General features: G+C 44.7%; 23 protein-coding genes, 1 tRNA gene and 1 pseudogene. 9 read left to right on the top strand and 16 right to left on the bottom strand.

All coding sequences use genetic code 11. The features are described 5' to 3' along the window. Nucleotides 1-67: 67 nt before the first annotated feature. A complete protein-coding gene (locus D0A37_RS03935; RefSeq protein WP_242721328.1) occupies nucleotides 68-232 on the bottom strand; it encodes a hypothetical protein in 165 nt (54 codons plus the stop codon). On the opposite strand from D0A37_RS03935, the gene D0A37_RS03930 reads away from it, so the two are divergent. The 3 genes from D0A37_RS03930 (at nucleotide 201) to D0A37_RS03920 (ending at nucleotide 3,565) form a co-directional block, all read left to right on the top strand. Next, nucleotides 201-1,394, top strand: a complete 1,194-nt coding sequence (locus D0A37_RS03930) for a CHAT domain-containing protein (RefSeq protein ID WP_445242533.1) — start codon at nucleotides 201-203, stop codon at nucleotides 1,392-1,394. The genes D0A37_RS03935 and D0A37_RS03930 overlap by 32 nt on opposite strands. A 253-nt stretch (nucleotides 1,395-1,647) precedes the next feature. Further along, nucleotides 1,648-2,016, top strand: a complete 369-nt coding sequence (locus D0A37_RS03925; protein ID WP_242721325.1) for a hypothetical protein — start codon at nucleotides 1,648-1,650, stop codon at nucleotides 2,014-2,016. Beyond that, a complete protein-coding gene (locus D0A37_RS03920; protein ID WP_242721322.1) occupies nucleotides 2,009-3,565 on the top strand; it encodes a magnesium transporter CorA family protein in 1,557 nt (518 codons plus the stop codon). The genes D0A37_RS03925 and D0A37_RS03920 overlap by 8 nt, the downstream gene beginning before the upstream one ends. A 47-nt stretch (nucleotides 3,566-3,612) precedes the next feature. Here D0A37_RS03920 and moeB read toward each other — a convergent pair whose 3' ends face one another. From moeB to D0A37_RS03875, 9 genes are all read right to left on the bottom strand, one after another. After that, complete coding sequence (gene moeB / locus D0A37_RS03915) at nucleotides 3,613-4,785, bottom strand: molybdopterin-synthase adenylyltransferase MoeB (protein WP_242721319.1); 1,173 nt, start codon at nucleotides 4,783-4,785, stop codon at nucleotides 3,613-3,615. Nucleotides 4,786-4,864: 79 nt separating this feature from the next. Further along, nucleotides 4,865-5,344 (bottom strand): M67 family metallopeptidase, encoded by a 480-nt coding sequence (locus D0A37_RS03910; protein WP_242721316.1) that lies wholly within the window; start codon nucleotides 5,342-5,344, stop codon nucleotides 4,865-4,867. Between the two features lie 124 nt (nucleotides 5,345-5,468). Next, nucleotides 5,469-6,080, bottom strand: coding sequence for a Uma2 family endonuclease (locus D0A37_RS03905; RefSeq protein WP_242721312.1), 612 nt, complete (start codon nucleotides 6,078-6,080; stop codon nucleotides 5,469-5,471). 182 nt (nucleotides 6,081-6,262) lie between these two features. Further along, nucleotides 6,263-6,490 carry a ferredoxin family protein gene (locus D0A37_RS03900; protein ID WP_006635695.1) on the bottom strand — a complete coding sequence of 76 codons (228 nt, stop codon included), beginning with the start codon at nucleotides 6,488-6,490 and terminating at the stop codon, nucleotides 6,263-6,265. A 144-nt stretch (nucleotides 6,491-6,634) separates the two neighbouring features. Beyond that, complete coding sequence (locus D0A37_RS03895; RefSeq protein WP_242721308.1) at nucleotides 6,635-7,870, bottom strand: ATP phosphoribosyltransferase regulatory subunit; 1,236 nt, start codon at nucleotides 7,868-7,870, stop codon at nucleotides 6,635-6,637. Between the two features lie 457 nt (nucleotides 7,871-8,327). Beyond that, entirely contained in the window at nucleotides 8,328-9,260 is a 933-nt protein-coding gene (locus tag D0A37_RS03890) for a J domain-containing protein (RefSeq protein ID WP_242721306.1), read from the bottom strand. 101 nt (nucleotides 9,261-9,361) lie between these two features. Continuing rightward, nucleotides 9,362-10,177: an inositol monophosphatase family protein gene (locus D0A37_RS03885; RefSeq protein WP_242721303.1), complete on the bottom strand. Its 816-nt coding sequence runs from the start codon at nucleotides 10,175-10,177 to the stop codon at nucleotides 9,362-9,364. Nucleotides 10,178-10,377: 200 nt separating this feature from the next. Beyond that, nucleotides 10,378-10,893 carry a thermonuclease family protein gene (locus D0A37_RS03880; RefSeq protein ID WP_242721300.1) on the bottom strand — a complete coding sequence of 172 codons (516 nt, stop codon included), beginning with the start codon at nucleotides 10,891-10,893 and terminating at the stop codon, nucleotides 10,378-10,380. A gap of 34 nt (nucleotides 10,894-10,927) precedes the next feature. Continuing rightward, nucleotides 10,928-11,296, bottom strand: coding sequence for a 2Fe-2S iron-sulfur cluster-binding protein (locus D0A37_RS03875; RefSeq protein WP_242721298.1), 369 nt, complete (start codon nucleotides 11,294-11,296; stop codon nucleotides 10,928-10,930). A 214-nt stretch (nucleotides 11,297-11,510) separates the two neighbouring features. Here D0A37_RS03875 and D0A37_RS03870 point away from each other — a divergent pair. Continuing rightward, nucleotides 11,511-11,595 (top strand) — tRNA-Ser (locus D0A37_RS03870). 253 nt (nucleotides 11,596-11,848) lie between these two features. Here D0A37_RS03870 and D0A37_RS03865 read toward each other — a convergent pair. From D0A37_RS03865 to D0A37_RS03845, 5 genes are all read right to left on the bottom strand, one after another. Next, nucleotides 11,849-12,244 (bottom strand): helix-turn-helix domain-containing protein, encoded by a 396-nt coding sequence (locus D0A37_RS03865; protein ID WP_242721295.1) that lies wholly within the window; start codon nucleotides 12,242-12,244, stop codon nucleotides 11,849-11,851. Further along, complete coding sequence (locus D0A37_RS03860; RefSeq protein WP_242721292.1) at nucleotides 12,228-12,527, bottom strand: type II toxin-antitoxin system HigB family toxin; 300 nt, start codon at nucleotides 12,525-12,527, stop codon at nucleotides 12,228-12,230. The genes D0A37_RS03865 and D0A37_RS03860 overlap by 17 nt, the downstream gene beginning before the upstream one ends. A gap of 237 nt (nucleotides 12,528-12,764) precedes the next feature. Next, on the bottom strand, nucleotides 12,765-13,886 hold the full coding sequence (locus tag D0A37_RS03855; RefSeq protein ID WP_242721289.1) for an IS630 family transposase: 1,122 nt from the start codon (nucleotides 13,884-13,886) through the stop codon (nucleotides 12,765-12,767). A gap of 56 nt (nucleotides 13,887-13,942) precedes the next feature. Beyond that, nucleotides 13,943-14,131 carry a HEAT repeat domain-containing protein gene (locus D0A37_RS03850; protein ID WP_242721285.1) on the bottom strand — a complete coding sequence of 63 codons (189 nt, stop codon included), beginning with the start codon at nucleotides 14,129-14,131 and terminating at the stop codon, nucleotides 13,943-13,945. Nucleotides 14,132-14,269: 138 nt separating this feature from the next. After that, nucleotides 14,270-15,079, bottom strand: coding sequence for a pentapeptide repeat-containing protein (locus D0A37_RS03845; RefSeq protein ID WP_242721282.1), 810 nt, complete (start codon nucleotides 15,077-15,079; stop codon nucleotides 14,270-14,272). A 71-nt stretch (nucleotides 15,080-15,150) separates the two neighbouring features. Here D0A37_RS03845 and D0A37_RS03840 point away from each other — a divergent pair, with 71 nt between their 5' ends. From D0A37_RS03840 to D0A37_RS03820, 5 genes and pseudogenes are all read left to right on the top strand, one after another. After that, nucleotides 15,151-16,053 (top strand): phosphodiester glycosidase family protein, encoded by a 903-nt coding sequence (locus tag D0A37_RS03840; protein WP_242721279.1) that lies wholly within the window; start codon nucleotides 15,151-15,153, stop codon nucleotides 16,051-16,053. 295 nt (nucleotides 16,054-16,348) lie between these two features. Next, a complete protein-coding gene (locus D0A37_RS03835; protein WP_242721276.1) occupies nucleotides 16,349-17,005 on the top strand; it encodes a HEAT repeat domain-containing protein in 657 nt (218 codons plus the stop codon). 513 nt (nucleotides 17,006-17,518) lie between these two features. Further along, nucleotides 17,519-17,707, top strand: a complete 189-nt coding sequence (locus D0A37_RS03830; RefSeq protein WP_242721274.1) for a hypothetical protein — start codon at nucleotides 17,519-17,521, stop codon at nucleotides 17,705-17,707. Nucleotides 17,708-17,740: 33 nt separating this feature from the next. Beyond that, nucleotides 17,741-18,316: pseudogene (locus D0A37_RS03825) on the top strand (phycoerythrobilin:ferredoxin oxidoreductase). Nucleotides 18,317-18,370: 54 nt separating this feature from the next. After that, a complete protein-coding gene (locus tag D0A37_RS03820; protein WP_242721271.1) occupies nucleotides 18,371-19,990 on the top strand; it encodes a ribbon-helix-helix protein, CopG family in 1,620 nt (539 codons plus the stop codon). Nucleotides 19,991-20,038: 48 nt separating this feature from the next. Here the strand turns inward: D0A37_RS03820 and D0A37_RS03815 are convergent, their stop codons facing one another. Further along, on the bottom strand, nucleotides 20,039-20,962 hold the full coding sequence (locus tag D0A37_RS03815; RefSeq protein WP_242721268.1) for a class I SAM-dependent methyltransferase: 924 nt from the start codon (nucleotides 20,960-20,962) through the stop codon (nucleotides 20,039-20,041). Between the last annotated feature and the right edge of the window lie 167 nt (nucleotides 20,963-21,129).

Raw genomic sequence — 21,129 nt, 5'->3', positions numbered from 1 at the left:
CCACATCACAGCAACTAACACAACTGCTGGAACAGATAAAACAGCGAGAACCCGAATTCACCCTAACTCAAAAAGTCGAGCCCATCGACATCACCAAATTCCAACAAACCTTAGACACCGAAACAGCAATCATAGAATGGTACATCGGCAATTCTAACTCCCCGCTTGCTAAGGGGGGCTGGGGCGGCGGATCAGCCTTCATCATCACCCGCGACAGCATAAAACCAGTCACATATACCACAACCGAAATAGCAGAATTAGAAACCTGGAAAAACAACTATCTCCACGAATACCGTAACAAAGAAACCAACAGAACCTGGCAAAACACCCTATCCCAAAAACTCGAAACACTCTCAGAAATCCTACGACTAAACGAGATAATCCTCCACATCCCCCCCAACTGCAAACAAATAATCCTAGTACCCCACCGCTACCTGCACCTATTCCCCCTCCACGCCCTACAATTCACCTCAGAAACCCGATTTAAACAAAAAACCAACTTTCGCGGCTACCTCCTCGACAGCTTCCCCGCAGGCGTGAAATACGCCCCCAGCTTGCAACTGCTGGAACTCGTAAAAAATCGCATCACCACCAGAAACTCCCCCCCACCAAATCAGCAACAACTATTCGCCCTCCAGAATCCCACCGAAGATTTATTCAACGCCGACATGGAAGTAGAAACCATCAAAATCCGATTCAATCCGCATCAAATTTTACTCAGAAAACAAGCCACAAAAACCGCCCTCAACGAAAACCAAGAAAACCTCTCAAACACCAGCTACCTGCACTTTTCCTGTCACGGCGTATTCAACTTTGACTATCCGCTGCTGTCATCCCTAGTCTTAGCCGATTCCCTGGAACCGCAAACCTCACCCCCGCCGCCAGAGTCAAATCAGCCCGATGAAACACAGCGCTATGTCACCCTACGCAGCGGCAGAAAAGCCATCCCAGAAAAATGCCTCACCCTGCGAGAAATCTTTGCCGAATTGCAGTTACCGCAGTGCAGTCTCGTCACACTTTCCGCCTGCGAAACCGGGTTAACCACCTCAACCGCAATGACGGATGAATACATTGGTTTACCCAGCGGTTTTTTGTATGCGGGTAGCATGAATGTTGTCAGCAGTCTGTGGGCTGTCGATGATTTTGCCACCGCAATTTTAATGATTAAATTTTATCAGGAATTGCCGGATGCAGATTCAGTAGCCCTCGCTTTGAATGCGGCACAAAACTGGATGCGCGGGGTGAGTATGGAAGATTTGCGAGTTTGGGTAGGATTGTTAAATTTAGATAATAAATCTAGAGAAAGTGTGGAATTGTGGTTAATATCTTCGAGTGAGGAACAGCCGTTCCGCGAACCGAAATATTGGGCGGCATTCTGTGCGACGGGATATTAAGTTAGGGGTGCCATCAGGATTTTGTAGGGACGGGTTTTACAAACAATATATAACGATGACCAACAATCTAAATAAACCCGCCCCACCCCACCAATAACCCACATCAACCTGAAATTTGCATCGAATGTTAAAATGTAGGTGATGATTTTTCGTGGGGTGGGGGCGGGTTTGAGAGATTGTCGATTTCAGGCAATTATGGTTGGTGAAACCCACCCCTACGAATTTATATTTTTAAATCACGGGAGTAATTACAATGGAACCTGACAAAATTATCAATGCTTTTCTCCAATGGCTGCACGAAAATCCGAGTATTTTCATGCCGACAGCATGGCAAGATTTACCCGAATTAAAAACAGAAATGGGAGAACTCGCAGACGCTCAACTGTTTTTTATTGCTATGGCTATCAGCAAGTGGTGTTCTCGTCATCAATTGGGAGAAGAATTAAAAATTGCGGCCGGCCAAAACAAAAAAGAAATCGACGATCCGGGCGAACCCACCCCACCTACCACTGACCCACTAACTAACATCACTCAAACTCTGCGTCAAAGCATTGAAGATAGCTACAAAAAAATTCAACAAGAACTCGATGCAGAGAATCAATCAAATACAGACAATGACTGAAAACAGTAAAATCTATGCCCCCAACGTCTATTTATTTGCCTTTCACCTCTGCAAAGCCCTAGAATCAGAGTCTAATTCCCCTGTGGAATTCGCCAGTTTGTGGCAGAAGTGCGATGAGATTTTGCAAACTAAATTAGCAGTCAGTACAAAATTTAATGACAGTTATTTGCACAAAAAAGAGGAACCTGTCGGCTTCCGAGTTGAGCTGATTAATAAACAAGTTGTTGGCAACCGCAAGTCTCTACCCTTTGATAAGGAGATTTCGGTTGAAAATCAGCAAATTCCTGTCAAGGGTTTTGCCCAACCGCTGCGAATTGAGGACAGCTATGCCCTGGGTTTACAAATTCGCGTTCCCGAAAAAGTTAACGGCATTAAAACACCTGCTGTCGATGTTAGCATCTTCAAGGAATTTAATCCCGATAACTGCTTACTGCCGGATTTCGTGCAGAGTTATTTCGGGCAAACTCTGCTGCTTACAGCTTGGCTGAGTGTCGAACAAAATCAGGCGGCGCGGGCCGATTCGCAGTTTCTCAAAAGTTTAGGCAAACAGTGTCTAGAAAAGTTGATTTCTGGTCAAAACCAGCCGGATTTTTACCGTCAAGGCGAATTGTTCGGCAGTCCGATTTTGGAGTATGGTAATCCGAGTCAGCCCGATAGTTACTGTCACGTTATTATCTGGTTTTTCAACAGTCCGACAACTGATGAAATCTGGGATGAGACGCGGTACAGCGATTTTATGGATTTGTTTTTGTACCGAAATAAGATTCTTCGCGCTTATCACGACAGCCGCAAGCTTTACGCCGTGACTCGCGAGGAATACAAACAAATTGAACTGGATATTGACAATACTTTTAAGTATTTGCAGCGAGATAAAGCTCAGCAGAGGCAATCGAAAGGTGCGGGTTTAAAGGAGGAAGAATTAAAATATCTGGAAACTCAGATGATTGAGATGCCGCCTCGGGCTGTGAAGTATGCCCGAATGCTGATTGATTTGGAGTTTCGCCAAAATACGATCGCAATTAACGCCCAAAATTACCAGGATAAATTAAATCAAATAAGTCTTGACATCAAAACAGCTAAAAAGTACAATGATAGTGATGCCGATTTAAGTTTCCTCGCAACATTCAGTAAAGAAAATTGCCCGCAGTTTCAAAGGCAGATTCAAGCAGATTTAGGCTATTTCAAACACGGTTCCGGCTTGCTAGACCAAGCAACCGAGGCAATTAGAGCTATTGTGGCGATCGAAGAAGCTTATCGGAATGCCAAACTAGAGGTAACGATTCAAGCTGTCGGCTTTGGTTTGGGAGTAGCCGGGGTAGTGGCTGGAAGTTCTCCTTATTTAATTAAACAAGACCCGCCGAATCAAATAGTTGCTTTGCCTTTGCCTTTCCTGAAGGTGGGAATTAATTCTTTTGCCTTCGTATTGTTGATTAGTATCGGTGCCGGGGCTCTAGTTTGGGGTGTGGTTATGTTGAGTGCCAATTCCAAGAATCTACTAGGTAAGTTCAAGAATCTACTAAATAGAAATAAACAGTTGCCGCCGCCATAATCCCGGTTCCGGGCGGGCAAATCGCCCGCCCCAGAACAAGATTGAGCTTAATATTGAGGTACAGATGGGTCTACTTCTTCACTCCAAGCAGTAATTCCGCCCTTAACATTAATGCCCTCAATTCCAGCTTCCTTCAAAATCCCCAAAGCCTTCGCAGAACGCCCGCCCATTTTGCAGTGTGCAATCAAGCGGTGGCCGTTCAACAATTCCTTGACCTTAGCGACACCTGCGCCGTGTTCGATATCCGGCAAAGGAACCAAAACCGACCCAGGAATTTGACAAATTTGATACTCATTGGGATTGCGAACATCCAACAATACAAAATCCTTCGCACCGCTGTCGATTAACTCTTTAAGTTCTGCGACAGTCATCTCAGGAATTTGCGTTTGCTGACTTGCTTCCTGCGCTTTAGCTTGAGGAATGCCGCAGAATTGTTCGTAATCGATTAACTTTTCAATTACCGGGCGCACTGGATTCGGCCGCAGTTTCAATTGCCGGAAAGTCATATCTAAGGCATTGTAAAGCAACAGTCTGCCGCTCAAAGTAGTGCCTTGACCCAAGATAATCTTGATAGCTTCCGTTGCTTGGATAGAACCGACAACTCCGCACAAAACGCCTAAAACGCCGCCTTCTGCACAAGAAGGAACCATCCCAGGAGGCGGGGGTTCCGGGTACAAATCGCGGTAATTCGGGCCGCCTTGGTAGTTAAAAACTGTTGCTTGCCCTTCAAATCGGAAGATAGAACCGTAGACGTTGGGCTTGTTTAAAAGCACGGAAACGTCGTTCATCAAATAGCGAGTAGGGAAATTGTCCGTACCGTCGATAATGATATCGTAAGGAGTGGCAATGTCGATCGCATTTTCCGAACTAACGCGAGTCTCGTACAAATCAACTTGACAAAAAGGATTAATTTCTAAAATCCGATTTTTAGCCGACTCAATCTTCGGTTTCCCAACCCAAGAAGTGCCATGAATTACTTGCCGCTGCAAATTGGAATGGTCTACAACATCAAAGTCTACAATCCCAATGCGGCCAACACCGGCGGCTGCTAAATACAGCAGCAGCGGCGAACCGAGGCCTCCCGTACCGATGCAGAGCACGCTGGCAGCTTTGAGACGCTTTTGCCCTTCCAATCCAACTTCTGGCAGGATCAGGTGGCGAGAGTAGCGTTCGTATTCTTGTTTGTTGAGCTGGATCTCATCCAGATTAGGATTTAGCATGATATTGTGTGTAGCGCAGATTTTGAATTACATCCTATCTGAATCTTTCGCATTTTTACGTGTTTGTTATTTTTACTAATTATTTCTTAATCTCAGTCGGTTCCTGTGCAAGAATTTCCTCTGCTTGAAAGTTCCCCTCTCCGTCAAGACTCCAACTGCGGAGGTCTTCTGAACAGCCTTGTCGGACTGACACAATGATGTAAGAGTATTCGGCCCAGGCCAATGTCCGATCGCACTCTGAGGGCACTGCGGGACAATCCGTGTGAGAATGATATATACCGATAATATCCAGAGTGCGATCGCGCCCATGTTTCATCGCCCGCAACATATCTTCGGGTCTAATAGCATATCTGCGTCTTTCTGTCAATCCTTTTTCTTCAGGCCAATTCTCCTGGGCCTCAGCACTCCAAGCATTCTCAGTCGGCCAAACTTCTACCAAAGTTTTAACACCGCCAGTAACTCGACCGAGCAACAAACCGCAGCATTCTTCAGGATAAGCGCTTTCGGCGTGGGTGCGGATCGATAAAATGTGAGAGTCGGAAAGTGCGATCGATTGCATTGGATTTTATTGTAGTTTTTTTTTGTAAAGTGCGATTCCCTGCGGGATAGCTACGCTTCACAGGCTTTTTTTTAATTGTGGAACAGGCATCTTGCCTGTTCAATACTGGCTTTTCTAGAGATGTCTATTGATTTGAGGTTCCTGTAGCTGTTTGCAAAACAGTTCTATAAGCAATGACAGCTTCAGTTTGGTTAACATATCCTACATATTGACTCAATACAGAAAAGTCTAACTCAGGCAAAAATTCACTCCTCGAAATTAACTCATAACCAGACTCCCGCAAGCGGTAAAGAGAAAATTGATCGTTAGCCCAGAACCAGACTTCAGGAACCTGCAAACCGCGATACACCTCCAGCTTGTCAACACCGCCGCTAGTCAGAGCAATTTCTATCACAATATCCGGGACTTCTGCAAGTAAACCCAAACAGTAACACTCATCTGGTTCAGCACCCCGTCTCACAACTTCGCGGCGAAATGTAGCACTTCCGTAACCGTTGAGATTAATTAGTCTTTCAACCGCATAGGTTTCTATCAACCGGGCAATAATTGTTTTGAGCCTTTCGTGTTCTGGCGAAGTCGTCATGATAATTTCTAACGTTCCTTCCAAGTACGTCATCCTGGGGAATTCATCGACAAACATATCAGAAAGCTGCTCGTATTGATCCCAACTCACATCATATAAAATAATGCGCTGTTCTGTAGCCGGTTCGAGAGTTTTTGGATCTAAAAGTAACATAATTAATTACCTGCACTTAGATATCTAAAAGTTATATTTTTCCAATATTTCTCACCCTTCTTCTCTGTGTCCTCTGCGCCCTCTGCGGTTCGTTAAAAAAGTGAATGTCAGGTGCGCCTGGTCGCGCACCTCACCCCTTAGTTAATGTAGCTATCTAGTCCTCAATTGCAATCAAGTTGCAATTAAGAGGGAGTTTGCTGCAACTCAGGTCGTTCATCTGGAACGATCGCACCTTCGACAGGACAAACCTGCAAACAAATGCCGCAGTCAATACAGGTATCAAAATCAATCCAAAACCAATCAGTACCCTTGACATTTTTGCCGGGGCCGGGATGAATACAAGCAACCGGACAAGCGCCAACGCAATCAGCAATTCCCTCGCAAATATTCGTAACAATAGTGTGTGCCATAGTGTTCTCTCAAAACATTTTAGGTAGATCGGGAATTAGCAATTAGCAATTGGCCAAACCTTCTCTCAATCAGCAGGATATATGATATCATATCCGGTGATTTTTAACCAATTACCAACTACTAATTACCAATAACCAATTAGCCTAATTTACCGTTTCAATTGTTGGCAATCCTTCGGCATTTACCCAAGCAATTTGAGTAATTCGTCGATCGCGCGCGTATTCCCGCGCCGACTCTGCTGTCTCCCGACTCTCTAAATCTATTTCCACCCGAACTAGGTGAGTAGAGTCTCGGAGTTTGCGAGCGTAAGCAAACGCGGCGGCACTAGCTTCAGGAGTTTGAGCCACCACCAACCAGTCGCTAGCTGGCGTCTGGGTGGGCAATTGCCCCTCTGTCAGCAAAACTTGGTGCAACTCTTCAATATTCAGACAAAACCCGATGCCGGGGGAATTTTGCCCTTGGGGGTCGAACAGTCCTAAAAGTTGGTCGTAGCGTCCCCCTTGTCCTAAAACTCGCTGTCCTGTCTTGCTGCTGCTGACAACTTCAAACACAATTCCAGTGTAGTAGTCAAATGTTTGAATTAAACTCAAATCGAGGTGAATGTGGGATTTGAGATTGGGAATTTTTGACTGGCATTGGTGCAGCAATTCGATCGCCGATTTGAGATTGTTTAACGCGGCTTGCTGCGGCAAATCTAAATCCAGCTTGGCAACAATTGGCAACACCTCTTCTGGGCGGCCGCGCAAGTCAAATAATAGCAATGCTCTTTCTCGCAATTCGGTTGACAGCGGCAAAGTTTCCAAGGCAATTCGATCGAGATTGGCGATCGCCCCCCGAACTTTCTGGCGCACGTTTGGCGGAAACGGTTCTAGCAATGTTGCAGTCAAGCCAGCTTCTCCCAAAACCAAATGCCACTCATCAATTTCCAAGCTCTGCAAGCACTCAGACAGCAGCAGCAGCACTTCGGCATCTGCAACCGCCCCCCCCGCGCCGAGGAGCTCTACGCCAGCTTGATAGAACTCCTGTTGCCCACCTGAGCCAGTATCTGGGCCTTTGCGGAACACGTTAGCGTTGTAGTAGAGGCGCTGAGGCTGCCAGCGAGTCCCGGCCATCCGCATCGCAGCCGCGCGGGCGATAGAAGCTGTCAATTCCGGCCGCAAACCAAGTTCTCCATCCTCGGCGTCTTGCAGTTGAATTAAGGTCGATCGGTCGATCGCGCCCCCAGCCATCAAAGTCTCCAGCCTTTCTAGAGTAGAAGTAATAATCCGGTGGTAGCCCCAGCGGTGAAAAACCTGCTGTAAGCGCCGTTCGATCGAAATTTTTTGAGCAACGTCAAGGGGCAATAAATCTCTTGCACCGGATGGGGGTTGGTGAACCATATCAATTTTAGATTTTAGACTTTAGATTTTAGATTGGGCCCAGAAGCTTAGCTTTATGGACGGTGTTAAAGTCGAACCAGGCAAGCTTAACATTCGACTTTAACAAATTAACGTGTCATATCAATTTTAGATTTTAGATTTTAGATTTTAGATTGGGCTTAGAAGCTTAGCTTTAGGGAACGCTGTTAAAGTCGAATCAGGCAAGCTTAACCTTCGACTTTAACAAATTAAGGCGTGATAGCGTTTTGGTTTGCATGGGAATAATCATTTTCCCCGTCAGTGCAAGCGTCCCGCTCTTTCTGGATCACCCGCGATCGCGGGACGCTCATACTGACGGTATAATTCCGACTGCGATCGGATGTGCTCTCACCCAGTCTTGATTGTTTTGAGCGAGATCACTTCACTGCTGAGCAGTTTACCAATTTCTAAATATTCCTGACTCACAACTCACAACTTCTCACTTCTTCTTCCCGCCAAACAAACTTGCAAAAAATCCTGGTTTATCATCACCTTTTTTGGTCTTTGCGGAAGCTTGTTCCAGCTTTTTCTTAACCTCCAAAGCCGTCGGTTCTTCAGGATTTGATGCCAAAGCTTTGTTCATCTCAAGTTTTGCCATTGTGGCTTGATTTTGTTCAACGTAACACATTGCTAACAAAGCGTGGGACTTGCTGTGTTTCGGATCACGTTTCACCGCTTCTTTCAACTCTAAAATTGCTTTGGCGTAACTTTTGCTGTCCATGAATCCTTGAGCTCGGCGGCAATAGGCTTCGGTCTGCACGTTTGGGGGTTCGACTTTAGGCGGAGGAGGCGACACGGGATTTGCGGTGGCTGGGGTTGCTGCTGCTGTTTTTTCTGTGCTAGTTGCGGTTGTGGCTTTTGCAGATGAACCGGGTGCAACCGCACCACCGCCCATGCGCTCTTTTCGCAGCAAATAAACCATGTTAAGTTCGCTAATTTGATTGATCGCCTCTTGCGTTTCCTTAACTGATTCGTACTGCTTGAGAGCGAGTTTGCTAACTGCTGTTTTGTAAGCTTCTTCCCAATCTTTAGCGGTAGCTAACTGTTTGGCTGCTTCGCTTTCAATTTGCATTTTCGCCTGTTCTTTCGCGACGCGCTTGCCGATGGCTGCTAATAGCAGGCTGTATTCTTTGCGATCGCTTTCCTTGGAGAATTTGTTGTAAGCCGGATTGACTACTTTTGACAAAAATTGGTTAGCCCAATCTTTATCGGCTTGGCTTTCAAAAGAGCAAGTATCCGAATGCAACCGGCGGGCGATTTTCATGTAGCGCTTGCGGATGTCGTTAAACTCGGCGTCTAAGGGAATTCCCAAAATTGCGTGCTGATCTGTAAAGTCATACTTGAACAGCCCTTTTGTCATTTCAAAAGACATAACTTTTACTCTTCCTTTCCTGGCTTTTCACTATTCTTTAATGTAGCTTGAGTCAAGGGGTTCTGACCCCCGTACTACCCCCGATCTATTGCTGGGGGGCGCTACTTCCAAGAAGATAACGGAGGAACGGCTAGCAGTGCGCTGCTGAGTTCGGCGTGTATTTTGCCGTTTGTGGCCAAAATCCGACCCGAGTTCATCTCAAAGGCACTACCGTCATAAGCTGTAATTTGACCTCCGGCTTCGGAGACGATGAGTACACCGGCTGCTACGTCCCAAGGGGCGAGTCCCCGTTCCCAGTATCCGTCCGATCGCCCCATCGCGAGGTGTGCGAGGTCTAGGGATGCGGAACCGCTGCGGCGCACGCCTTGGGTGAGGTGGGTGAGGTGACAGAATTCGGCATAGTTATTGTCTGCTGTTTCGCGCCGATCGTATGCAAAGCCAGTGACTAGCAAGCTGGTTCTCAATTCTGAGATTTGGGAAACTTCGATCGGCGAACGATTGCAGGTTGCTCCCAATCCTTTGCCTGCCCGAAATAATTCGTTATGAAAAGGGTCGTAAATTACTCCAATTTGTGGTATCCCGTCGATTAAAAGTCCGATCGACACGGCCCAAAAAGGATATTGGTGAGCATAATTTGTTGTACCGTCCAAAGGGTCGATCGCCCACAGGTATTTGCTGCTGGCATTCCCTAATTTGCCGGATTCTTCGGCGAGGATGGCGTGGTCGGGTACGTGGCGGCCCAGAATTTCTAAGATGACGGCTTCTGAGGCTTTGTCGGCTTCTGTGACTAAATCGCCCGAGCGACCTTTTTCTTGAATTTTTTCTAATTTTCCGCAGAAAGATTGCAGGACGGAACCGGCGGCTAGGGCTGCTTCGGTGGCTATTTCTAAGAAGTTTTGCAGTTGATTGTCAGTCATTTGTTAGTTGTTATAGCAGAAGGAAGAAGGAAGAAGGAAGAGGAAGTACGAACCGCGAAGATGCGAAGGACACGAAGGAAGAGCGAAAAGGGAAGAGGGAAGAGGGAAGAATGAAATCAGTGCTCATTAGTTGTTAGTTATAACTGAGGAATTTTTAGTCATTGACTAATGACTAATGACTACTGACTAATGACTACTGACTATTTCCGATTTTGCTGGCGAAATTCTGTGGGAGTTTGGCGCAAAGCTCGTTCTGGATTCCACAGGCCTTTACCCATGAGTCTCGCCCATTCTTGAGCGTTGATGAGTCGCTGCTGATATTTGGTGTTGGGCGATCGCACTGAGGCCAGGGCATAACCTTCTTTGACTAGCTGTTCGTTGAGCAAATTTTTATCTTGCCACAAGTAGGCTAGTTTGCGATCGAACTGGTCTTTCTCTTCGATGTCTGATTCTAACAATACCTGTTTTCCCCCAGTTAGCTGTTCTAGTCTTTGTTTGGCTGCTTCTCCCCAAGGCTGCTGTTGTAAATCTGGTGCATCAATACCAATTAGCCTTATTTGTTCTAATAAGGCTATTTTGTCGGCTGTACTGATAACTTCGATTGTTTGGCCGCTGATGGCCCTTTCTACTTTGGCGATCGTACCTTGGGGCATTTCTGGTTTTTGGCAGCTAGCTAACCACAGACAAAGGGCGATCGCACATAACCGATAAAGCATGGATAATTGGTGATTGATAATTTATCAAATTGCCTTATTCTTCATCCAACGGCAAACCGGCTTTAACTTTACCTTTGCCGAAGTAGCGCCCGAATTGCAGTTCGTACACTTCGTCTTCGTCTTGCGTCTCTACCTCGATGTTGGAACGGGGATAGCTGACGCACAGCAGGGCATAACCTTCTTTTTGCAGTTCCACAGACAGCCCCATTGCTTCTGGCTGGTGCAGTTCCCCCGACTTGACGCGCACCGCACAGGCGGTACAAGCGCCGTTGCGGCAGGAAAATGGCAATTCTACTCCTTGGTTTTCGGCGCTTTGGAGGATGTAGCGGTCTTCGGGTACTCGCACGGTGTGGCGATCGCCTGTCTGTCTGTTATGAATTTTAATTGTGTAAGAGTTAGTCATGGAATTTTAGATTTTAGATTTTAGATTTTAGATTGGGGTTGGCGGGGCAAGATCCTTGAAATGAATGGGTTTGCGACCCAGAGAGGAGAACCCAAGCCTGCCCGTTTCACACCCTACCCATATTAAACAGCAAATTTATGCCATTACCCCTTCCCAAATCAGATTTGTTCTGCTAAGATAGTTTAGCTGTGGCTAAATGAATGAATTTAGCCCTGGAGAGGTGGCCGAGCGGTTGAAGGCGCACGCCTGGAAAGTGTGTTTAGGGCAACTTAACGAGGGTTCGAATCCCTCCCTCTCCGTTAAACAAGCTGTTTAGGCAAAAAAACAGCTTGCCAAAAAAATCTCTGATCTGAGATAAATACTTTGATTATTAGCGAGATCCCTTGAATTCTTTTAGAAAAATCAAGGGATCTCGCTTTTCTAGGGTCAGATGCCTCTGGCATGGGCATCGGGCATCGGGCATCGGGCATGGGTAATAGTTAGTGGTTACTGGTTAGTAGTTTTTGTAATCACAAATAACCAATGCCCTATTCCCAATGCCCAATTTCCCAATTAAATGAACAAGCTAGGTGAGATTTTAAAATAATCGCCTAGTGCCTTAGCTTGTGCCTTGCTAATCGCTCTTTTCCCATTCACAACCTCAGACACCACACCGCTCGATCCAATGATACCTACCAAGTCCGCTTGACGGGTGCCGCTGGATTCCATGATGTGTTGCAAAATCTCATGAGGCTCCGATTCGATCGGATAATTTTCTGTCTCATAAACTTCAATCAGCGTGACTAACAACTTGTATAAAGCTCTCTCCTCTGGAGTGAGGTTTTTAGCGAAGGTTAGCCGTTCTGCCACTGCCAGGAGGCGATCGTATTCCTCTTCGGTTTCGATCGCCCTAGGAGCAATTTCTGCAAGCAATTTGCTATAACTGGCTCCATCAAAAGTAAGGATCATTTTTCCATTTGTCTTTGTCGTATTCAGCGTGGGTTAGGAAATATTTGTAGAAAATAGTTTGCTCCTCGTAGTTGATGCCGACAATCAGGCGATATTCGTTGCCTTTGATATTAAAGACTGTGAATTTTCCTACTGCTTCGGCATCTCGGTAAATCTTGCGAACATCCTCCAAATTATGCCATTCTGCTTGCTTTACAGTTGCGTTCCAGCTATCAATTTGATTTTTGACATCGGGATACTGGGCAGCATCTTTACGGAGGTTGCGGATCGAGATTAAGTGCATGAGTTTTTCTTTGATTTGTTCTTTTGTTTTGCATAGTGATTTTCCGATTGATTGACTACTATGTCTATACTCTCATTTCGAGAGGAAAATGTCAAGGCCCGATCGAGTAAAAATTCTTTAACCGACTTGGAGTGTGTTTTGTCTGTGTAGGCGCGGTTGGAAACCGCAGGCTTTGTCTTTAATCCCACTCTTCCTCCCCCGACTTGATCCTCATCGTGTAAAAAAGCTTCTAAGCTGCTACGCAGCTAAACCAGATAAAATAGCATTGCCTTTATTTTTGATTTTTCGCTCCCATTTGATAACCATTTCTCCTTCATTTAATAATCTATGTAGTAATTCTGACAATTCTTCTACTGACTTAAACAGTCGATGTGCTATATATTCTTTCGCTGAATGCCAGACCAATTCAATCAAATTATAATCGGGGCTGTAAGGTGGCAAAAATTCTAAAATAATATGAAGCATTTCGGCTGATATTTGGCTCAGAATATCTTTCTTTTTATGAAAACTAGCATTGTCTAAAATAATTACAATCTTTATTCCTGATTCGGCAAAACTTTCAGCTTGATTACCCAGTTCTCTCCATTCTTGGACAATCGAATCATTTAAGGCATTAATTTGCTCATAAAACGTATTCGAGTCTCCTTTTTTTATTACAAAATTTAACCTTTTTTTGTCATGATATCTCAATCCACCCATGATATTTACTCTGCCTCTTCTCCTTTGACCTGTGATTTTTTTTCGACTACCTTTTTTACCCCAAGTTTTTCTTCTTATCACTCGCAAGCTAAATCCACTTTCGTCCCAAAACCATACCTGTAAAAGCTCTGGGGTTTGTTTTGTTATTTTTAAATACTCGGATAGCTTCTGTTTAAATACTTCTCTTTCAACGGGATTTTGTTTGTCCTCTAAACTATATTTAGCCCAAATGTAAACGTATTTTTTTTTATGTAATATCCTGGATATTTGGGAACCACTCAATTTAATTCCTGTGACTTTTTCTAAATATGTTGCTAGTCTGGCTGCCGTCCATCTCCCAAATTCATATCCATATTCTGCCGGAGCTTTATCGATTGTATCTATCAATATTTTTTCATACTCTGGAGTGACTTTGCGAAAATTACCTTGGCTTCTTTTATCTAAAAAACTATCCAAATTATCTGGGTCGCCATGAACTGACCAATAAGCTACCGTTGTGTAAGCAATCTCCATGAATTCACTGATTTGTTGATAACTTTTTCCGTCATTTATTAGCAATAAGATTAGAACTTTTTCCCTCACATAATTATCCTCAGACTCTTTTAATAGTTTAATGAGTCTCTGTTTTTGATTTTGAGATAGATGGTTTTTGGCTGGCATACATTATAACTAATTATCGCTTATTTTATATTTATATTATACAATCTAGCTGCGTATCAGCTTAGCAGCGTGGTTCGGGCGAGATCCTCGCAAATCAGAGTCAGCGTTTTAGCAGAGGCTCTACGCACGACAGGGTTGGGGTGATGTGCTAGAGCTTCCAGCAAAAAAGTAGTTGCAGGTTTGCCAATTGAGCCGAGAGTTTCGGCTAAATCAGCCTCACCATTCCCTGCGAATCTCCGATACATTCGACCATCTTTTTGAGCAGTTCGCTGTCGCTGGGATTGAAAGTGGCGAGGGCCATGTGCTCCCTCACCGTTTGCAGCAAAGCGTCGCTTTGTGCTGGCTCAATTGCTGTTTGAATATCAGTCCGGTAATTTTAGATTTTAAATTTTAGATTTTAGATTGAGGTAATTTATATCGAACTTAGCATCAGCGAGATTTGCCCCTCTGAACGAAGTACCCTCAGCATTTTTAATCTCTCGAACAATAGCCGAGAAAGACATAAACGCAAACCAAAGATACAGCAGCGACAGCAAACCGAAACACATACCCCAAAACAGTTTGTGAGTGCTCAGAAAAGCGCTCGCCGTTGCACTGAACAAAAAAGCCGCTGCGTAAGTCGCCACACTTCCAGCCGATGCGATCGCCACCTGTGCAAATTGGCTACGAATCCGGGAACTCACAAAAAACATTAACACCCCGCCGATCGCCATTCCAGCAATAGCAGCTTGGGAATTATTATTAGTTGCAGTGCCAGCATAGAAAAATCCCAACAAAGCTCCTGATAGAATAGCAGAAATTGTTCGTGCCAATCTACCCGCTTTTGAGGTTTTTGGCTGTTTGCTGGCGATCGCCGAAGCGAAACCAGCAGCGCTCAAAACCCCGTACAGCAACAGAATAAAAGACCAACTGCGAGATTCCGGTATTTGTCCTTGAGCTCCCAAAATCAGTCGAGTCAGAACATCGCCCACAACCAAACAAATCGCGATCGCCCCAGCACTCAAAACAGCTATCTGTCGCCGAGAAAGCCCAATTTTCGCACCGATAAAATTCGCACCCGCTAACTGAGCATTTCTAAAATTGCAGCCTCGAACATCCGCACCGCTGAAATCAGCACCGTTAAGAACTTGTCCTTGGAACGATCGATTTCGTAAAATTTGATTGCTAAAATTATTGGAATCCGAATTCTTCATATTACTAGAGGATGCTGGAAAATATATAAATCTGTCAGTGTTCCCGTCCCCACTCTAAAATCTAAAATGGTATGACTGAGCGGCCCACTCTCAAACAAATTTGGCATATTCTCGGTGTCGGAATATTGCTCGCACCAATACTACTCTACAACATTCCCTACTTTTTGCGTCCCGAACAAACAAACGAAGCCCGATCGCTCTTTCAAGGAATAGCCTACCGCAGGGAATTTCGGACTAATCCGCGTCCCACCCTAATTCACATTGTTAGCATCGACCTAAAAGCGCCGGGAATAGGAATTTTTGTCACTCCCGGAAACCCAACACCCGATTTAACAGAAACCAATGCCCGCACCGCTACTGAATTCCTGAAAGAATTTAAATTGCAATTAGCAGTTAACGGCAATTTTTTTTATCCCTGCATCGAGAAAGCACCTTGGGATTACTATCCCCGCAGTGGCGATCGAGTAAATAATGTCGGACACGCCATTGCCAAAAGCCAAGCTTATTCTCAACCAAATCCAGACTTTCCCGCCCTTTGTTTTGATGCCAAAAACCGCGCTCAAATAATCGAAAACGGCACTTGTCCTGCGGGAACAGCCTATGCAGTTGCCGGAGATACTTTGCTGGTGAAAAATGGTCAACCCGTAGCACAAAGTCAGGAAGAACGCAAACAGGATAAACCCTATCCCCGTGCAGTCGCGGCGATAGACAAAACAGGCGACAAGTTGTGGTTAATTGTGGTAGACGGCAAGCAGAGGCTTTACAGTGAAGGGCTGAAATTGAGCGAAATAACTGATATTTCGATGCAGTTGGGAGCTGAGACAGTGCTAAATTTAGATGGTGGCGGGTCGGTAACTTTTGCAGTAGCATCGCCGTCAGGAGCGAAACTGTTGAATGCTCCGATTCAGAATAAAATCCCCATGCAGGAACGTCCAATTGCCAATCATTTAGGATTTTATGCGCGGGAGAATTAGGATTGTAAATTGCGCTTTTATCTCCGATAACTGAGGTTAAAAGTGATTGTATTATCCCCGACACCCAAGCCGCTGATTGTAAATAATCAGCGGTTAAAACCTATTTAAAAAAATAAAGGATACCTCCGCCTACTCAAATAAATAGGGTACTGATTGCCTTCATTACTAATACAAAACTTCGCTTAAATACCCACAAAATTTATTATTCAGCAGTGAATTTTTTTTAAATCTGCCCAAAATCCGGGAATAATTGCTAAAATTGTAAAGAAACGTAACAAAAATTTATAATTGGCTTATGGAAATTAGCGAAATCCAAGCAGCGCTGCAAAGTTCGGATTCTCAAGAGAGACTGCGGGGGGTAACGGCTCTGAGAAAGTGCGATTCTGCGGTGGCGCTACCAATGTTGCTGAGCAAAGTGGACGATCGCGAGTTTATGGTGCGATCGTTCGTGGCGATGGGATTGCGGCAGATTCAAACTGCGGAAGCTTTTGCGGCGCTGTTAAAAATGATGCAGTTTGATCGCGATCCGAACGTGCGAGCAGAAGCCGCTAACTCTTTGTCAAGGTTCGGAACCGAGGCAATTTCTCATTTAGTCGAAGCTTTTCGCCGCGATGACAATTGGCTCGTCCGCCGCAGTATCATGGCTCCGCTGTATGAAATGCAGTGTCCTGATGCAGTATTTGAAATTTGTGCGATCGGTCTTGGCGGCGAAGATGTACCAGTTCAGGAAGCAGCAATTGACGGATTTGGTCTGCTGGCAAATACCCAGAAGCAAGAAGAGGCATTGCAGCAATTATTACCTCTAGTAAGTTCGGATAACTGGGGAATTCGGCTGCGAGTTGCTCGCGCGCTGAGCAAATTTGACAATCCTCAAGCTCGCGCTGCTGTGACCTATTTGGCAAAAGATCGAGATCATCGGGTTGCAGGTGCGACTTTGGAAGCTTCGCTGTAAAACAAGGGCTTATATCAATTCCGCTTGCACTCCTGATGATTGTTGACTGTTGACTGTTGACGGGCGGGTCGAAAAACTGAATGGTTGAGTGTTAACTGTTGACTCGATTTTATTATTCCGATCCAACCGGAAACGATATTACAAGATCGAGTAGACATTGGTAGCTGCCCTTAAACTCTTAAACCCGTCCCCCGATTAGCCCGATCGCGCTGCCCATCCCCAATTTATCAATGTTACGGATACAGTGCAGAAACAGAGCCGGCTTCGGGATTGTTTAGCAGTTATTCCGGTCACGAATTGGCTGAGAAATTTCTTGAGAAATTTTTCTTTGAAGATGCTGTGCCTTTAGCTGTAACCAGGAACTCGCGATGACCACTAATTTTACATATATTTTTTAATAAAACCCGTTTAGCAGTACCGATTAAACACCTTTCGATTGAGTATGTAAAATCTCAAATCTCCAATCTAAAATAGACAGGTAAAAAACTTTCTTGGTTACTAAAAACCTGTTGATTGAAGAGGTATAATCTAATATTTAAAATTGATATCACTCTTTATCAGCCTTTTTTAGATGTGGCGATCGCTCTGATGAAAAATCGCTTAGACTTACAGTATTACCAGATTCCACAAGGGTTTGAGATCAAGGAAGCTACAGGCGGCAAAGGAAAAAAACAAAGTCAGGAAATCGTAACTACCAGTTAGGCTTTTGCATCCCCGAATTTGCAGCAGTTTGGGGTGGCTCAGGTTCAAGACGGCAGCAGCTTGCAAGTTCTCTATTCTGTGATATCCCCGCATCTTAACTTTGATTTGCCGTTTTTTGGGGCGGATTTGGTAACGCTGCCGGGTGGCCTTTTAATTGCTCTGGATATGCAGCCTCTGTTTGGCGGCGACGCTCACTACCAGGCTAAGTGTACTGGGCATCAAACATATTTTTCAAGCTCATCAACCGCACCTTCCCTGGCGTGGCGACTTTCCAGAGGAAGCGAAGCAGTTTTTCTCGTGGCCGTTTCTGTGCACTCGCTGCAAAAAACGGAAGTTGTGGAAACTCCGGTTTTTGCAGCGTTCAAAGACTATGTGGCGGGTGATTTGGATTTGGTCGATCGCGCCGAATCGGTGACATCGGGCGCAAAGTTAGATAGTATCTGACAAGCTCAACTGTGCTATCTGCGGTATCGTGCCGACAAAAACTCGGCCCAGGGAATGTTTAAGCGGTTCTACGGCGAGGAATGGACGCAAGAGTATATTCAAGGATTTTTGTTCAATTGGGAACGGAAGCTGGCACAATTGGTAAGTAACAAGAATAAATTTTAATAGAAGCTTCAGCCACTACCCTAATAAGTGTAGGTTGGCATGAGGAAAATGCCAATGGTCAAAAAAAATCGCAATGTAGTTAGTTCCAATTCAGAAAGTAAAGTCAAAGTCGGACTTTCGCTGACTTCTTCTAGTGCCGATCGATTAAATGTGATCGCTCGCAAGCTCGGAATATCAAGGTCGGAACTCCTAGAACGCTTGGCACAAGGCGCTCTGGATATTTCTAAGGACAAGACGGAAGTTACTGTCACTTGGAAAAAAGGTGAAGAAACACAGGTAGAGCCCCCCGACTTGCAAGGGGAAACAGCCGAAGAAAGCGAAATTAATGACGCTGTAACGGCAGAAACTCTATCGGGCTCGGTGAGTGTAAAGCCAAATCCGCTGCAAGAAAGTTACGAAAGTTTACAGCAGCAGTTGAGTGAACGCGAAAGTTTGATCGCTTCTTTGCAGCAGCAATTAGCTACGGAAAAGCAAAATCTCGAAAGCCCATTAGCCGAAACTGTAGCGAAGTCAAGTTACGAAAGTTTACAGCAGCAGTTGAGTGAACGCGAAAGTTCGATCGCTTCTTTGCAGCAGCAATTCGCTACTGAAAAGCAAAATCTCGAAAGCCAATTAGCCGAAACTGTAGCCAAGTCAAGTTACGAAAGTTTACAGCAGCAGTTGAGTGAACGCGAAAGTTCGATCGCTTCTTTGCAGCAGCAATTCGCTACCGAAAAGCAAAATCTCGAAAGCCAATTAGCCGAAACTGTAGCCAAGTCAAGTTACGAAAGTTTACAGCAGCAGTTGAGTGAACGCGAAAGTTCGATCGCTTCTTTGCAGCAGCAATTCGCTACCGAAAAGCAAAATCTCGAAAGCCAATTAGCCGAAACTGTAGCCAAGTCGAGTTACGAAAGTTTACAGCAGCAGTTGAGTGAACGCGAAAGTTCGATCGCTTCTTTGCAGCAGCAATTCGCTACTGAAAAGCAAAATCTCGAAAGCCAATTAGCCGAAACTGTAGCCAAGTCAAGTTACGAAAGTTTACAACAGCAGTTGAGTGAACGCGAAAGTTCGATCGCTTCTTTGCAGCAGCAATTCGCTACTGAAAAGCAAAATCTCGAAAGCCAATTAGCCGAAACTGTAGCCAAGTCAAGTTACGAAAGTTTACAGCAGCAGTTGAGTGAACGCGAAAGTTCGATCGCTTCTTTGCAGCAGCAATTCGCCGAAAGAGAACACCGGGAACACGAGTTTCAGCAGCAGCTAGCCGAAAAATCCAGTGCTGTGGAATCTTTGCAGCAGCAACTCGTGGAAAAATCCAGTGCTCTGGAATCTTTGCAGCAGCAACTCGCCGAAAAATCCAGTGCTCTGGAATCTTTGCAGCAGCAATTCGCCACCGAAAAGCAAAATCTCGAAAGCCAATTCCAGGAAACGGTGTCGAAGTCGAGTTACGAATCTTTGCAGCACGAGTTAGCAGAAAAGTCAAGTGCGATCGGCGAATTCCAAGTTAAACTGACCAAGTTGCAACATCTGGAAAATGAATTGAGCCAGAGTGCGGCGATACAGCGAAATTACGACGCTTTGCAGCAACAGTCTCAAGAACAGCTAAGAACTATCAAAGCTTTACGGGAACAGCTAGCTCAAATGCAGGCTGTGGCTGGGATTGGCGAAGCTTATCTCAACAAGTGGCGGCGTCCCTGATTCTAAATCAGCAGAGAAATCGATCGTGCGATCGTGCGATCGATTATCTCACGGTTTGTACAAATAAAAAGCAGCCTGATCGCCGTCATTATTTTTATTTAATTCCTCAGCTTTTACTTTAAATTCTTTAAGCTCCTGGGCGGACAAATCAGAAAACTGTCTACCGCATAGAAATTGTAACTCCCACGAGTCAAACACAATATCTTTTATTTGAAATCCCACCTCATTTGCTAGTAATTTCATACTTTTCGGAGTGTGTAAAAACAAATGAATGGGAGGCTCAATTTGACCCCATTTGACCCCATATTCTCGCCACGCATAAGTTGAGGTGACAGGAATTCTAATCAAAGCATACCGATCGTGTTTAAGCAGTCGCCATATATTTTTTAGAACCTCCTTCGGTTGGGGTATATGCTCAAAAGAATGATGCAGCATAATCAAATCAAACTGATCTTCTAGGTCGGCTATTTCTTTTTTAAGAATCTTGACACCATTTTTATATAAAATATCACCTTCAATCAAAGGATCGAGTCCTGTAAGGTTAAAAAAACCTTCTTGGGCTAGACGCAGCAGAAGATCCCCGGTACCGCAACCAACATCTAATATTTTCGACTCCAATGTCACATTGACCTTGGTCAGCCAGTCAAAATAATAAGGAACTGGGTAGATTTTCGATGAAATTGCTCCCAAAAAGTTTTTTCTACCCAGATGATGTTCTGCTCTTTTACGCTTCATAAACCTAAACAAGCCCTTGGTTTCTTTAAGGTTAGGAGTTTGTAAAGAGTAATAGTTAAATGAATAATATTTTGACAAATCTTGGGGAATGTTGATTATTTGCAAGCAACCGCATTGACTGCATTCAATATAGTCAAATGGGTGGTTACTTAAACCTGGGAATTCTTGGATGGGTTCGATTTTATAATCGATGTTATCTTGGGAATTGCCGCAAATTTCACAAGTATTCAAATTCATTAGATTCAACCTTATTTGAAAAATAATTAAGCTGCAATACACCCGATTTTGTAAAATGATTTCTTCTACTAAGGAAGGGCTTGCTATGAGAAGCTATAGCCTTTCTCAGAAAGATGAGGTATGATGTTACTGACACTCACTCGTGAGGGTCAAACAGAGAAGATAAG

It is taken from the genome of Microcoleus vaginatus HSN003 (genome assembly GCF_022701255.1).
GTDB lineage: Bacteria > Cyanobacteriota > Cyanobacteriia > Cyanobacteriales > Microcoleaceae > Microcoleus > Microcoleus vaginatus_B.
The sequence above is the reverse complement of the archived record's forward strand: the minus strand, read 5'-3'. Positions and strand labels throughout refer to the sequence as shown.